Raw genomic sequence first — 14210 nt, 5'->3', positions numbered from 1 at the left:
TCTGGCTCAAAAATTGATCGATGCGTAGAAGACTGCGAATATGCCATCGACCACGATAACGACGAAAATGGACTTCACAACGGACGCCGTCACCCGCTGACCGAGAGACTCAGCGCTGCCGCCGACTTTCATGCCTTCCACCGAAGCCATGATGCCGATAATCATCGCCATGAACGGCGCTTTGATCAGACCGGCCAGATAGCTCGACGTATCGATCGCGTCGCGCAAGCGCTGAATAAACGCATCGGGCGTGATACCGGAATAGGCCCAGGTGATTCCGATTGCGCCGCCCAACGCTGCGAAATCCGCGATGATCGTCAATAATGGCAGAGCAATCACCAAAGCCACCAGACGCGGAAACACCAGAACACCGACCGGGTTGAGGCCGATGACGGTGAGCGCATCAGTCTCTTCACGCATTTTCATCGAGCCGATTTCAGCCGTGATAGCACTTCCCGAACGGCCCGCAATCATGATGGCGGTCAGAAGCACACCGATCTCGCGCAATACCAGAATACCAACAAGATCGACGACGAATATCTCTGCGCCGAAATAGCGAAGCTGGAACGCACCCTGCTGGGCGATGATCGCGCCGATGATTGTCGACATCAGCACCACCACCGGTACGGCGCCGATGCCCATGCTGTCGAGCTGATGCACGATCGCAGCTGGCCTGATACCGCTGCGCCCGCTGCCCTTCATCTGGGCGCCGCGCACGGTTGCCCCGAGGATATGCATGGCTTTGGTGAAATCGTCGCCAAAAGCGTAGACGGTTTTGCCGATGGTTTCCAAAAAGCGAATCAACAGGGATGACCGTTCGATATGCACCGGCTCCTCAGGTGCGGACGCAGCTTCGCCGACTGCTTGAAACAAGGCGCCCCAGCTTTCGGATTGTCCTTCGACGGTGACCTGCTTGCCAGCTTTCTCCAGTGTGGTTCGCAGGCGTTCTATCAGCCAGGTTCCCGCCGTATCCAGCAATTCAATCCCGGAAACTTCGATTACAGCGGTGGAAAAACTGCTGTCATGGGCAATTTCGCGCATGCGGTCATCGACTCGGCGAACATTGCGTGTGGTCCATGCACCCGATAGCGTGATCGTCGCACGGTCGCCGTCCTTGCTGAATTCAACGTGAGGCGGCGCTGCGGTAGAAGCACTTGAATTGTTTGCTCTATCGGTCAACATCACACACACATATCGAGTCTCGTGCTTCCTGTCACTTGAACAATTAAGGCGCAAAATAATGACAATTAAGCTTGAGTTGAAAGTAGAGCGCTGGCCCATTGCCGGGACATTTACGATCTCTCGCGGCTCGAAAACCGAGGCGGCCATTGTGCTGTGTACGCTGTCTGACGGAACGTTCACCGGACGTGGCGAGTGCGTGCCCTATGCGCGCTATGGTGAAAGCCTGGACTCCGTTTGTGCCGAGGTCGAAGGACTGCGCGAGGCCTTGGCAAATGGCGCGACACGAGATGATTTGCCGACATTGATTGGTGCCGGCGCGGCCCGCAATGCTGTCGATTGCGCATTGTGGGACCTCGAGGCAAAACGCAGTGGCAAAACTGTTGCTGATATCCTTGGCTTGTCATCTTTGCACGATTTGACGACAGCGGTGACCGTTTCCTTCGGTAGTGTCCCGACTATGGCTGCTGCGGCTCGGGACTTTGCCGACCGTCCGTTGATCAAGGTCAAGGTTGGCGGCGAGGACGATGCCGACCGTATTCGAGCGGTCGCGGACGCCGCACCGTCAAGCCGTATAATCCTTGATGCCAATGAAGGCTGGAGCGATGAAAACATTGTTGAAAACATGTTGGCTGCAGCGAAAGCCGGCATCGTTTTGATCGAACAACCACTGCCAGCCGGCAATGATGCCATCCTCACCACAATTCCGCATCCGGTGCCCATCTGCGCCGATGAGAGTGCCCACGGCACAGACGATCTTCATACGCTCCTTGGTCGCTACGACAGCATCAATATCAAGCTCGACAAAACGGGAGGCCTCACCGAAGCGCTGCGCATGCAGAAGCGCGCCCGCGAGCTTGGATTTGGCATTATGGTCGGATGTATGGTTGGGACGTCCTTGGCCATGGCACCTGCAGTACTGCTGGCGCAGGATGCGGATTTCGTCGATCTCGATGGACCGTTGATCCTGCGCGAAGACCGCAAACCTGGTTTGAATTTCCAAGGTAGCCGCGTCTCGCCGCCACTACCCCAACTGTGGGGCTAACCCTCTCGTTGCTCGAGCCTTAGCGAAACTATGGCGAGGCCGAGACCGCACGCAGCGAGGAACACCATCACGTAAAAACCATGGATCCCGGTCGCGCTGTAGAGCGGGCCCGACGCCATGGTGGCAATGGCGAGCGATGTACCGATGAAGAAAGTCGAAAGCCCCTGTGCGGTGCCGCCGCGTTCCTCGGGTATGGTGAGTGCTATCATTTTCTGCATGCCAAGGAACGATAGCGCGAACGAAAAGGCGTGCAGGCTCTGGACGGCGAGAAACCCGACAACGCCAAGACCGGCGGGTGCAATGAGTGGAAAAACCGCCCAACGGAACATCGCAGCTGCCGAGCCGATCATCAGGACTTTAGCCGGATGCAGGCGGCCGAACATCCGGCGGAAAAACGTAAACATGATGACTTCGGCGACGACGGAAATCGACCACAGCGCGCCGATCATGGTCTCCTCGATACCGATCGATTTCCAGTAGATCGCGGAAAAACTGTAGCCATAGGCGTGGCTCGCCTGCGTGATGCCGGTGGCAATGAGAAAGGTGACGAAAGCCGGCCGGCGCAGCGCCCTTCCCGCATCGGCGATATCCACATCCGATAGCGGTGAAAGACGCCGTGGCTTGCCGATGCGCGGTACGATGAAGCTCATGCCACAGGCTGCTACCAGCGTGGCTAAAAGTGCCCACGGGATGACGTGCTCGCCCACCTGCTGGATGAATACGCCGCCAACGAAAGACGTGAGCAGAAATGATATCGAGCCCCAGACCCGCATTCGGGCGAAATCTGCGCCGTACCGGCGCACGCCGGACAGCGCGATCGTGTCGGCCAGCGGTACCTGCGACGTCCACGGCGGGGCAAGCATCAGCGATACGATCAGAATTCCGACGAAGCCGAAGGGGACGAAATAGAAGGCGGCGACGATGACGGCCAGGATCGTCGCCATGGTCAGTATGTGAGCGCGATCATTCGAACGATCGGCGAGCATCGATATCAGCGGCGCGGCAACGACACGCACGAACAGCGGCATCGACAATACGATGGAGATCTGCGTCGGCGTCAGCGCGCGATATTCGAGCCACAATGGGAAGTACGGCAGATGCAGACCGCTTGATGTGAAAATCGCAAAATAAGCTAGCGCAACCCGCAGCTCGAAGCGAAACGGCATATCTTGGATAGGGTCCGCTGCAGCGGCTGTCATGGAAAACTTTCGGAAGATCGAGCGGTTCAGGTGGAATCGCAACCCCGCGTTGCCTGAGATTCGCAACTATCACGAAATTCGCCAAGCGCCTAGAAACGCTCGAGTATCATCCGCAACTAACATGATGTTATCGCGCTGATACGACCTTGCCGGATTTTACTTTGCGTGGTGCAGGCGCTGTCGCGCCGCCAATCGTCGTCAGCACGCTCTCGAATATCTCGGCGCAGGCTTCCCAGCTGAAGCCCTTGAGCCTGACGTCCGGATCGACCCGGCCCATTTCCAGCGCACCCAACGCAGCCTCTTGCAGATTGTCGGAAAGTACGCCCGCACCGGATGCGCCGATGACATCCTTGGGGCCCGGTACGGGATAGCCTGCAACAGGCAGCCCGCAGGCTATGGCTTCGAGCAGGACGAGACCGAACGTGTCCGTGCGGCTAGGAAAGACGAAGACGTCCGATCCAGCATAATAACGAGCAAGGGTTTCTCCTTCCTTCTTGCCGGCAAACACGACGTCGGGATATTTCCGCCTCAACTCATCCAGATCCGGGCCGTCACCTACGATAAGTTTGGTGCCGGGCAGATCGAGAGACAGGAAGGATTCAAGATTCTTTTCGGGAGCGACACGACCAACGCAGAGAAAGACAGGTCGGGGCAGCTTGAGATCGACATCGGGTTGCGGCCGGAAAAGCTCACGGTCAACGCCTCGCGTCCAGACTTTCAGCGTCGCAAAGCCGCGTTCGGCCAGTTCGTCATGGATCGATTGTGTCGGGACCAGGCAATGTTCGGCTGCATTGTGAAAACGCCGCAGGAAGGCATATGACCACGACAGTGGAACAGGCAGCCGCTCGCGCAAATATTCAGGAAAACGCGTATGAAAGCTGGTGGTAAATCGCCAATTATTCTTCAGGCAAGCAAGGCGTGCCATGATGCCGAGCGGACCTTCGGTCGCGATATGCACATAAGCCGGCTGCAGCGCTTCGATCCTCGCCCTGATGGCAAGGGGGTGCGTCAACGCCAGACGGATTTCCGGATAGGTCGGGCAAGGCGCAGAACGATAATCGGCAGGCGAGATGATCGTCACTTCAAAGCCGCGGGCTTCCATTTGCTCACGCAGCTTGGTCAGCGTACGAACCACGCCATTGACTTGCGGATGCCATGCATCCGAGACGATGACGAGGCGCTTCGCTTGACCCTCAGGCTGCATTCGCCGCCTTTGGACGCTTGTCATCGAGCCGGACGATAGGCGCGAAGCCAGCCTGTTCGCCGATCAGATGCGTCCAGGAAAGGAGTTCCATGCGGCCATCGAAGTGCTCGACGATAGCCGTGCAGCTTTCTACCCAATCGCCGGTATTGATGTATTCGATGCCATCGATCTGCTCGATCGTTGCGTGGTGGATATGGCCGCAGATCACGCCGTCCGCACCAATGCGCCGGGCCTCGTCCGAAACCACCGTCTGGAACGAACCGATGAAGTTCACTGCTTTCTTGACGCGGAACTTTGCCCAGGCCGAAAACGACCAGTAGCGCAGGCCAAGCATGCGCCGTACCTTGTTCATGATTGTGTTGATTGCAAGCGCGGCGTCATAGGCCCAATCGCCAAGATAGGCGATGTGGCGGGCGTTACGCACAACAACGTCGAACTGATCGCCGTGGATGACAAGGAATTTACGGCCGTCCGCGGTCTCATGCATGATCCGGTCCATGACCTCGATGCCGCCGAAGTGCGTTCCCTGGAAATCACGCAGGAACTCGTCATGATTGCCAGCGATGTACAGGATACGCGCGCCCTTGCGGCTCTTGCGCAGGAGCTTTTGCACAATGTCATTGTGCTCTTGCGGCCAATGCCAGTTCCGCCGCAGGCGCCAGCCATCAACGATATCCCCAACCAGAAAGATCGTATCGGCGTCGTGGTATTTCAGAAAATCCAGCAGAAAACTGGCCTTCGCACCTTTCGAGCCGAGATGCACATCGGACAGGAAAAGCGTGCGGAATTTACGGGCCTCGATCTCGACCATGATGCTGATCTCCGTTCAGCTGACGCAAAGGCGCGTCCATTTGCGCTGACACAAACCTGATTCATGCAACAGTCTTATGACGGCACGGAAAAGTGCGCGTTTCGACAAGATAGGCACTTGTAACAAAATCGGGTTCCGTTAAGCCTCTGGATGATATTTTAGCGTGCTGGAAAATTTGAATCGCCAGTGTATAAACGCGCGAGCCAAATCCCGGAGGACATCGTCAATGGCCAACGACCAAACGCCCAGCAACTCTGATCTCGAAGAAAGCGCGCTGTTCTATCATCGCTTTCCTCAGCCGGGTAAGCTGGAAATCCAGGCGACGAAGCCGCTTGGAAATCAGCGGGACCTTGCCCTCGCCTATTCTCCCGGTGTCGCTGCCCCATGCCTGGCGATTCACGAGAATCCTGCAACTGCCGCCGACTATACCAGCCGCGCCAATCTGGTCGCGGTCATCTCCAACGGCACCGCCGTCCTCGGCCTCGGCAATATAGGCCCGCTGGCGTCCAAGCCCGTGATGGAAGGCAAGGCTGTCCTCTTCAAGAAATTCGCCAACATCGATGTTTTCGACATCGAAATCGATGCACAGGAAATCAGCAAGATCGTCGACGTTGTAGCGGCTCTGGAGCCGACTTTCGGCGGCATCAATCTCGAAGACATCAAGTCGCCCGAATGTTTTGAAGTCGAAGAACAACTTCGCGCCAAAATGAACATCCCGGTGTTCCATGACGATCAGCATGGAACTGCGATCATCGTGGCGGCGGCTATACTCAACGGCATGGAACTGGCCGGAAAAGAGCTCTCCAAGATCAAGATCGTCGCTTCCGGCGCCGGCGCTGCGGCAATCGCTTGCCTGAACCTCCTGGTGAAGCTCGGCGTTGACCGCAAGAACATCTGGGTCTGTGATATCGATGGCGTCGTCTATGAGGGCCGCAACACGCTGATGGACCGCTGGAAATCGGTTTACGTGCAGAAAACCGACGCGCGGGTTCTCGCGGATGTCATCGCCGGAGCTGACGTCTTTCTCGGCCTTTCGGCCGCCGGTGTGCTGAAGCCCGAACTGTTGAAGCAGATGGCGCCAAATCCGCTCATCATGGCCCTGGCCAATCCCAACCCGGAGATCATGCCGGATGAGGCGCGCGCGGCGCGTGCCGATGCGATGATTTGTACCGGCCGTTCGGACTTTCCCAACCAGGTCAACAACGTCCTCTGCTTCCCCTTCATCTTCCGCGGCGCACTCGATTGCGGTGCACGGGCGATCAACGAGGAAATGAAGATGGCGGCAGTACAGGCTATTGCCGCGCTTGCTCGCGAAGAACCATCGGACGTTGCCGCCCGCGCCTATTCCGGCGAGACGCCGACGTTCGGACCGAGTTACCTCATCCCCTCGCCGTTCGATCAGCGTCTCATTCTAAGGATTGCACCTGCGGTCGCCAAAGCCGCGATGGACACCGGCGTTGCCGAACGTCCGATCGAGGATTTCGATGCCTATCTCGACCGGTTGAACCGCTTCGTCTTCCGCTCCGGCCTGATCATGAAGCCGATCTTCACCGCGGCAAAAACGGCGGAGAAGAAGCGCGTCATCTATGCGGATGGCGAGGATGAACGGGTCTTGCGCGCAGCCCAGGTTGTGCTGGAAGAAGGCGTCGCCATCCCGACCCTGATTGGACGCCCGCAGGTCATAGAGACGCGTCTGCAGCGCTATGGGCTGAAGATCAAGATCGGCACCGATTTCGATGTCATCAATCCCGAGGACGATCCGCGTTATCGCGATTATGTCGATCTGCTGCTCAATCTCACAGGACGGAGGGGCACAACTCCGGAAGTCGCTCGCACCATGGTTCGCGCTAGTGGCACCGTTATCGCAGCGCTTGCCATCGTTCGCGGCGAAGCCGACGCAATGATCTGTGGTCTTGAGGGCCGTTTCGAGCGGCATCTGCGCAATGTTGACCAGATTATCGGAAAACTGGAAGGCATACGCAATTTCTCTGCGCTGAGCCTGCTGATATCGCAACGCGGCGTGCTGTTCCTGACTGACACCTATGTCAGCATCGATCCGACTGCCGAGGAAATTGCGGAAAAAACAGTTCTTGCCGCCAACGAAATCCGCCGCTTCGGCATCGAGCCCAAGGCCGCCTTGCTCTCGCATTCCAATTTCGGCTCACGCGACTCCGAAAGTGCAGCCAAGATGCGAACCGCATCGGAAATTCTGCGCGTCAAGGCGCCTGATCTGGAGCAGGATGGCGAAATGCATGGCGATTCTGCGCTTTCCGCGATCCTGCGCGAGCGCGTGCTTCCGCATTCGCGGCTGAGTAACGAAGCCAATCTCCTGGTCTTTCCCAATCTCGACGCGGCGAATATCACCCTCAACGTCGTCAAATCCGTCACCGATGCGTTGCATGTCGGCCCGATCCTGCTCGGTGCCGCCAAGCCCGCACATATCCTGACGCCGTCGGTCACATCGCGCGGTATCGTCAACATGACGGCACTGGCGGTGGTGGAAGCATCACAACGCGTTGATTAACATTCGGGTGTCTTATTGCTGCCGCATGGCCGTGGCTGATTCGTGCGCATCCACTCGCCTCGAATGCGCATGACAATCTTGGGCCGCCGCCGCATGTACCGGACATTTCAGATCGCCTTCACAGCAGCGACCGCCGTTCTGGCGGCGACGCAACTTTCTTCTGCAAATTCAGATATTTGCGCGCGCATGCTGCACCGGCTGGATGAGCTCAACCGCAACGCCGATGTCAATGATTTCGAACTCAGTTTGCGGCGTGACCGCGTCGAGGCCGCGCTCGATGCCAATAATTGTTCTGCCGTGGACGACCGCGGCTATGATGACCCGGAGCCGGACACGGCGGGATCGCAGTCCTACGAGGTTCTGGGTAAGGAGCCGGAACCCGTCGAGCCGGAAATGAGTACGGCGCCGGTCTATGGCGGCCGGTACCAGACGCTTTGCGTGCGTGCATGCGACGGCTACTATTTCCCGCTCTCCTATGAAACCGGCGCGGAGAATTTCTCACGCGATCAGGCGCAGTGCCAGTCCCAGTGTCCCGGCGCAAAGCTGTACTATCAGCCCACAGACAATCCAAATCCTGAAAGGATGACCTCGTTAAGCGGCGAAGATTACAAGGATATGCCGAATGCCTTCAAATTCAGGAAGGTCGGAGCCAATGGAACGCCGCAATGCGGTTGCCCGAGATCGGCCGGAAATTTCACCACATTGGGCAATCCAGCGGCGGCGACATCAGCCATAGGAAAGCCCGGTGAACCAGCCAAGGTCGTCGAACCGGCGAAGCCTGTTGAAACAACCGTCGAGCCGACAGTGCCCGCAGCTCAATCGACCGAAAATCCCTCGTCCATTATTCAGCTGGGTGAACCCGCAACGACCAAGACGGAAGCACCGCTGCCGCAGCCGCTTACCGGCGACAAGCCGATCGATCCGAACCGGAAGGTCAGGGTCGTCGGGCCAACGTTCCTTCCCGACCAAGAAGGGGCAATAAATCTGCGAACTCCGGACCAGAAGACAGCCCAGTAAGTGCGATACGTAGTGGCATGAACAGCGGCTTGCCCTTGCGTCCGCTCTGGGCTTTCACCGCATCGGTCCATAGCTTCCAGGTCTCGCGGCTCCAGGGCTCGGGCGGCAAAAGATCGAAAGCGGCACGAACGAATTCGCGGTCCTCTTCGGCAAGCTGTTCGTCCGTCGCAGGACCTTCCGTGATTATCTTCCACCAACGGTTCGCATCCGAAATGCGCGAAAGATTGCCCCGAACCGCGAGCCAGAATCCTTCGGCCCTATGGCCCTCGATACCAAGCGCTGCGAGGCGATCCTTTGCTTGCGCATAGGGCATTGCATGAATCAGCGCGCGGTTGAGCGCATCCAGTTCCACCGGATCGAATTTGGAAGCAGATTTAGACGTTGCCGCCGGGTCGAAAATATCGGCCAAGGTTGCCATGTCTGGCACGGCAGTCACATTTTCCGACGTTCCAATCAGTACGGCAAGGCTGGCCACGGCCATCGGCTCATAGCCGTCACGCTGCAAACTGCCGATCGAAAGCGCGCCTGTTCGCTTGGATATCCCCTCTCCCGACGCTGTGGTCAGAAGGTTGATGTGACCAAGTTCGGGAACCTTTGCCCCAAGGGCCTCGATGATCGCGATCTGTACGCCACTGTTGGTAATATGGTCGTTGCCGCGGATGATATGGGAGATGTCCATGTCGATGTCGTCAACGACCGAAGTGAACGTGTAGAGGTAGGTGCCATCTTCCCGTACCAGAACCGGATCAGAGAGGGAGGCAAGATCAACCGTCTCCCTGTCGCGCACAAGATCGTCCCAATGAACTTCGGTCCTTGCTATTGAAAATGGATCGTCCTTGAAGTTTGGCAGCAGGAAGCGCCAATGCGGCCGGCGCCCTTCTGCCTCAAGCTTTTGCCTGTCGGCTGGCGTCAGCTTGAGGGCATCGCGCCCATAGATTGGCGGCAGGCGCCGCGCCAGGCGCAGCTTGCGCTTACGTTCAAGTTCCTCGGCAGTCTCGTAGCACGGATAAAGCACGCCCGCCGCCTTGAGCCTATCGGCCGCCGCATCGTAGATCGGGATACGCTTCGACTGGTATTCGATGCGCACTGGTTTGATACCCAGCCAGTCGAGGTCCGCGATCGTCGCTTCAGCATATTCCGTCTTGGAACGAACCGTATCCGTGTCATCAAACCGCAGGATGAATTGGCCATTGTTCTTGAGGGCAAAAAGCCAGTTGAACAAGGCAATACGTGTATTGCCAATGTGGATATAGCCGGTCGGAGATGGTGCAAAACGGACGGTGATTGTCATGCTTGCGGCATATCGGATGCTGCCCCTAATGGCAATATGGGCCGCACGAGTGCGCGGCCCATATCTTAGTCGTCGTTCAAGACAAGCCCCTTGGTTAGCTCAAGCGTCTGCAACTCGAACAAGCCACGATAAATGCCCCCATTGAGCCCGATCAACGCCTCGTGGTTACCTTCTTCGGCAATACGGCCGTGCTCAAACACCAGGAGCCGGTCGAGCGAGCGCACAGTCGACAGACGGTGTGCGATCACCAATGTCGTCCGTCCCAGCATCAGCCGCTCCATCGCCTGCTGGATCAGCACTTCGGATTCCGAATCAAGGCTGGAAGTCGCCTCGTCCAGAATGAGAACGGGAGCATCCGCAAGGAACGCCCGGGCAATAGCCACTCTCTGACGCTCGCCGCCGGAAAGCTTGACACCGCGTTCGCCCACCAGCGTGCTGTACCCCTTGGGCAACGCCGAGATGAAGTCATGGGCGCTGGCCTGCCTTGCGGCTTCTTCGATCTCACCTTGCGTGGCACCGGGCCGGGCATAGGCGATATTCTCCGCCAGCGACCGGTGAAACAGGATTGGCTCCTGTTGCACGATGGCGATCTGCTGGCGCAGCGAAGCCTGTGTGACCTTGGCAATATCTTGACCATCGATCAGGATCCGGCCCGACTTCACATCGTGCAATCGCTGGATCAGCTTGACGAAGGTCGTCTTGCCCGAACCTGAATGACCAACCAGGCCGACCCGTTCGCCTGCCCGGATCGTCACCGAAAACCGGTCATAAAGCGGCAGGCGATGTGCGCCATAATGGAACGTCACATTGTCGAACTCGATCTTGCCATTGCTGATCCGGATGGGCTTCGCGCCGGGCCGATCTTCAATGCCAAGAGGTTGACTCTGGATGTCAACAAGCTCCTCCATGTCGTTGACAGAACGCTGCAAATTGCGGATGTGCATGCCAACTTCTCGCAAATAGCCCTGCAAGATAAAGAACGAGGTAAGTACGAAGGTGATATCACCCGCACTCGCCTGCCCTTTCGACCACAGGATCAGTGCGAAACCAATGACCGCAGCCCGCAGTACAAGCAGCATTGTTCCTTGAGACGTGCCGTTCCACGTACCACGAATCCAGGTGCGGGCCGTCCGGTCCTGCCATTTGGTCAGGACTTTCGCCAGACGCGCATCTTCACGGCTTTCCGCACCGAAACCCTTGACCACCATGTTGCAACTGACGGCGTCGGCGAGCGAGCCGCCGAGCTTGGTATCCCAACGGTTGGCGAGGCTTGCCATCGGCGCCACATAGCCGAGCGACAGCGATGCGGTGACGGCAACGAACAGGAACGACCCAATGCCGATGATCACACCCATCAATGGCCAGTACCAAGCCATCAGCGCTGTCGAACCGATCAGCATGATCACCGACGGAAACAGCGCCAAAAGCAGCGTATCGTTCAACAAGTCCAGCGCCCACATGCCGCGCGTTACCTTGCGGACGGTCGAGCCCGCAAAGCTGTTGGCATGCCACTCGGTCGAGAAACGCTGGATGCGATAGAACGCGCCGGAGGCAATTTCCGTCATCATGTTCAAGGTCAGATCAACGATCTGCATGAAGGTGATGTGCCGCAAGATGATTGCACCAAGTGACAAGGCAAGAAGTGTCGAGAAAGCAGCGATTGCTGCGTTCCAGGCGACTGCCTCGGTGGCGTGACCGTTGACCACAGCATCGACCAGCCGGCCCGAATAGAGTGGCGTCAACACGTCAGCCAGTGTCGAGAGCAACACTGCACCAGCAATCACCGCTATACGCACCGGCTGTCGCTGCCAGTGTAACCAGGTGAATCCAAGAACGCTGCGGAATGCGCCGCCGCGCAGGTCTTTACGAAATAAAGCCATGACGATTGTCCGATGCGAATTCGCACCAGCCTCAATAGAAAATGCAAAACGAGAATGCCGTGAAAAAGAAGACAGAATCAGTACGGCATGAATGATCTGGCAACTCGCCTGAATACAGGAAAGGCCATTATCGGCGATGAGTTACCTTGACCGGTGAAGTCAATCGAAAGGCAAACCAGCCTTTCGTCATCGCGTGTCAGGAACGAGCGCCGCCCCGAGGGGACATAGACATGGGTGCCATTCGAGAACCTCCCGGTCGCTATTGCCGGAGGTCGGCTTATAGTTGAATCGTTTTGCGCCGCCAAGTGCCTTTTTTCACCAGTCGGTTTTCGAGAATCAGGTGCGGCCAGATTGCAACAGTTACTGAGATCGATCCCGGAACCGGTTGGTGATGGGATACCGTCGATCGCGGCCGAAATTCTTCTTGGTCACCTTGACCCCCGGGGCCGACTGGCGGCGCTTGTATTCAGCGATGTAGAGCAGGTGTTCGATACGCTCGACCGTCGCACGGTCATGACCGCGTTCGACGATTTCGTCGACGCCCATCTCGTGCTCAACGAGGCATTCGAGAATATCATCAAGAACCGGATAAGGCGGCAATGAATCCTGGTCGGTCTGGTTTTCCCGCAGTTCTGCCGATGGTGCCTTGCTGATGATATTCACCGGAATAACTTCGCCAGACGGACCCAGGCCGCCCGCAGGGACGTTCTTGTTGCGCCATTCCGACATGGCATAGACCTGCATCTTGTAGAGGTCCTTGATCGGATTGTAGCCACCATTCATATCGCCATAGAGCGTGGCATAGCCGACCGACATCTCCGACTTGTTGCCCGTGGTGACGACCATGGAACCGAACTTGTTGGAAATCGCCATTAGGATGGTACCGCGGGCACGGCTCTGCAGGTTCTCCTCGGTTATGCCCTCCTTGGTACCCTCGAAGGTAGGCGCAAGCGCCTTGAGGAAGCCCTCGACCGGCTCAAAGATCGGGACGATATCATAGCGGCAGCCAAGCAACTTGGCGCAGTCCTCGGCGTCCTTCAGGGAGTCCTTCGACGTATAGGTGTAGGGCATCATGACAGCGCGCAGGCGTTCCTCGCCCAGTGCGTCCACCGCGAGCGCGGCGCAGATCGCCGAGTCGATGCCGCCAGACAGACCAAGCACGACGTCCTTGAAGCCGTTCTTGTTGACGTAGTCACGCAGGCCGAGCATGCAGGCGCGGTAATTCGCTTCCTCCCCTTCCGGAATCCGCGACATCGGGCCTTCGGTACAGGTCCAGCCATCTGCACCGCGTCGCCATGTCGTGACAATCAGTTGCTCCTCGAACTGCGACATCTGGAAGGCGAGGTTTTTATCGCCGTTGAACGCGAAGGAAGCGCCGTCGAAAATCAGGTCGTCCTGTCCGCCAAGCTGATTGGCGAATATCAATGGCAAACCCGTTTCAATCACCTGCCGTAACGCCACTTGATAACGCACATCGAGCTTGCCGCGATAATAGGGAGAGCCGTTCGGCACGCAGAGAATTTCCGCGCCGCTCTCCGCCAATGTCTCGCATACGCCGAGGTCGCCCCAAATATCCTCGCAGATCGGAATGCCGATGCGAATCCCGCGAAAATTTACCGGACCGGGCATCGGACCGGCCTGGAACACCCGCTTTTCGTCGAATTCGCCATAATTGGGCAGATCGACCTTGAACCGTTCGGCAATCACCTTGCCACCATCCAGCACCATGACCGAGTTGTGCAGGCCGGACTCACGCCTCAGGGGCGTGCCGATAATGACGCCAGGTCCGCTATCGGCAGTATCCAAAGCGAATTCCTGAACTGCATTCTCGCAAGCGTCGATAAAAGCACGCTTCAACACCAGATCCTCCGGCGGATAACCGGAAATGAAAAGCTCGGTATATAACACCAGATCGGCACCCTGACGTGCAGCGTCAGCGCGAGCCTCGCGAGCCTTTGCCAGATTGCCCTTGATATCGCCCAGCACTGGATTGAGCTGAGCGATGGCTATACGGAGAATGTCGGTATTTTTGCTCATAGTGAACATATATCGTTTCGTTG

10 protein-coding genes are annotated in these 14210 nt (G+C 57.6%); 3 read left to right on the top strand and 7 right to left on the bottom strand.

Annotated elements, in window-relative coordinates; genetic code table 11:
- Nucleotides 1-6: 6 nt before the first annotated feature.
- Complete coding sequence (locus N8E88_RS25245) at nt 7-1182, bottom strand: ABC transporter permease (RefSeq protein WP_262292982.1); 1176 nt, start codon at nt 1180-1182, stop codon at nt 7-9.
- A 58-nt stretch (nt 1183-1240) separates the two neighbouring features.
- On the opposite strand from N8E88_RS25245, the gene dgcA reads away from it, so the two are divergent.
- Nucleotides 1241-2224 carry an N-acetyl-D-Glu racemase DgcA gene (dgcA, locus tag N8E88_RS25240; protein WP_262292981.1) on the top strand — a complete coding sequence of 328 codons (984 nt, stop codon included), beginning with the start codon at nt 1241-1243 and terminating at the stop codon, nt 2222-2224.
- Here the strand turns inward: dgcA and N8E88_RS25235 are convergent.
- The 3 genes from N8E88_RS25235 to N8E88_RS25225 all read right to left on the bottom strand — a co-directional run bounded on the left by N8E88_RS25235 (nt 2221) and on the right by N8E88_RS25225 (nt 5438).
- Nucleotides 2221-3423: an MFS transporter gene (locus N8E88_RS25235; protein WP_262292980.1), complete on the bottom strand. Its 1203-nt coding sequence runs from the start codon at nt 3421-3423 to the stop codon at nt 2221-2223. The two genes, dgcA and N8E88_RS25235, sit on opposite strands and share 4 nt — an antisense overlap.
- 127 nt (nt 3424-3550) lie before the next feature.
- Nucleotides 3551-4627 carry a glycosyltransferase family 4 protein gene (locus tag N8E88_RS25230; protein ID WP_262292979.1) on the bottom strand — a complete coding sequence of 359 codons (1077 nt, stop codon included), beginning with the start codon at nt 4625-4627 and terminating at the stop codon, nt 3551-3553.
- Nucleotides 4617-5438, bottom strand: coding sequence for a UDP-2,3-diacylglucosamine diphosphatase (locus N8E88_RS25225; RefSeq protein ID WP_262292978.1), 822 nt, complete (start codon nt 5436-5438; stop codon nt 4617-4619). The genes N8E88_RS25230 and N8E88_RS25225 overlap by 11 nt, the downstream gene beginning before the upstream one ends.
- 226 nt (nt 5439-5664) lie before the next feature.
- Between N8E88_RS25225 and N8E88_RS25220 the strand changes: the two genes are divergently transcribed.
- Both N8E88_RS25220 and N8E88_RS25215 read left to right on the top strand, forming a co-directional pair.
- Complete coding sequence (locus tag N8E88_RS25220; RefSeq protein ID WP_262292977.1) at nt 5665-7962, top strand: NADP-dependent malic enzyme; 2298 nt, start codon at nt 5665-5667, stop codon at nt 7960-7962.
- A gap of 69 nt (nt 7963-8031) precedes the next feature.
- On the top strand, nt 8032-8979 hold the full coding sequence (locus N8E88_RS25215) for a DUF2865 domain-containing protein (protein ID WP_262292976.1): 948 nt from the start codon (nt 8032-8034) through the stop codon (nt 8977-8979).
- Here the strand turns inward: N8E88_RS25215 and gltX are convergent.
- From gltX to N8E88_RS25200, 3 genes are all read right to left on the bottom strand, one after another.
- Complete coding sequence (gene gltX, locus N8E88_RS25210; protein WP_262292975.1) at nt 8897-10270, bottom strand: glutamate--tRNA ligase; 1374 nt, start codon at nt 10268-10270, stop codon at nt 8897-8899. The genes N8E88_RS25215 and gltX overlap by 83 nt on opposite strands.
- 65 nt (nt 10271-10335) lie before the next feature.
- The gene (locus N8E88_RS25205) at nt 10336-12150 is read right to left on the bottom strand and encodes an ABC transporter ATP-binding protein (RefSeq protein WP_262292974.1); all 1815 of its coding nucleotides are present in this window, start codon (nt 12148-12150) and stop codon (nt 10336-10338) included.
- Nucleotides 12151-12510: 360 nt separating this feature from the next.
- Complete coding sequence (locus tag N8E88_RS25200; RefSeq protein ID WP_262292973.1) at nt 12511-14187, bottom strand: NAD+ synthase; 1677 nt, start codon at nt 14185-14187, stop codon at nt 12511-12513.
- Nucleotides 14188-14210 lie beyond the last annotated feature (23 nt).

It is taken from the genome of Phyllobacterium zundukense (genome assembly GCF_025452195.1).
In the GTDB taxonomy this organism is placed as follows: Bacteria; Pseudomonadota; Alphaproteobacteria; order Rhizobiales; family Rhizobiaceae; genus Phyllobacterium; species Phyllobacterium zundukense_A.
This window is presented reverse-complemented; position numbering and strand designations above follow the sequence as displayed.

Coding starts and splice junctions, on each gene's coding strand:
- N8E88_RS25245 (WP_262292982.1), bottom strand. CDS start 1,182: ATGTTGACCGATAGAGCAAACAATTCAAGTGCTTCTACCGCAGCGCCG.
- dgcA (WP_262292981.1), top strand. CDS start 1,241: ATGACAATTAAGCTTGAGTTGAAAGTAGAGCGCTGGCCCATTGCCGGG.
- N8E88_RS25235 (WP_262292980.1), bottom strand. CDS start 3,423: ATGACAGCCGCTGCAGCGGACCCTATCCAAGATATGCCGTTTCGCTTC.
- N8E88_RS25230 (WP_262292979.1), bottom strand. CDS start 4,627: ATGCAGCCTGAGGGTCAAGCGAAGCGCCTCGTCATCGTCTCGGATGCA.
- N8E88_RS25225 (WP_262292978.1), bottom strand. CDS start 5,438: ATGGTCGAGATCGAGGCCCGTAAATTCCGCACGCTTTTCCTGTCCGAT.
- N8E88_RS25220 (WP_262292977.1), top strand. CDS start 5,665: ATGGCCAACGACCAAACGCCCAGCAACTCTGATCTCGAAGAAAGCGCG.
- N8E88_RS25215 (WP_262292976.1), top strand. CDS start 8,032: ATGACAATCTTGGGCCGCCGCCGCATGTACCGGACATTTCAGATCGCC.
- gltX (WP_262292975.1), bottom strand. CDS start 10,270: ATGACAATCACCGTCCGTTTTGCACCATCTCCGACCGGCTATATCCAC.
- N8E88_RS25205 (WP_262292974.1), bottom strand. CDS start 12,150: ATGGCTTTATTTCGTAAAGACCTGCGCGGCGGCGCATTCCGCAGCGTT.
- N8E88_RS25200 (WP_262292973.1), bottom strand. CDS start 14,187: ATGAGCAAAAATACCGACATTCTCCGTATAGCCATCGCTCAGCTCAAT.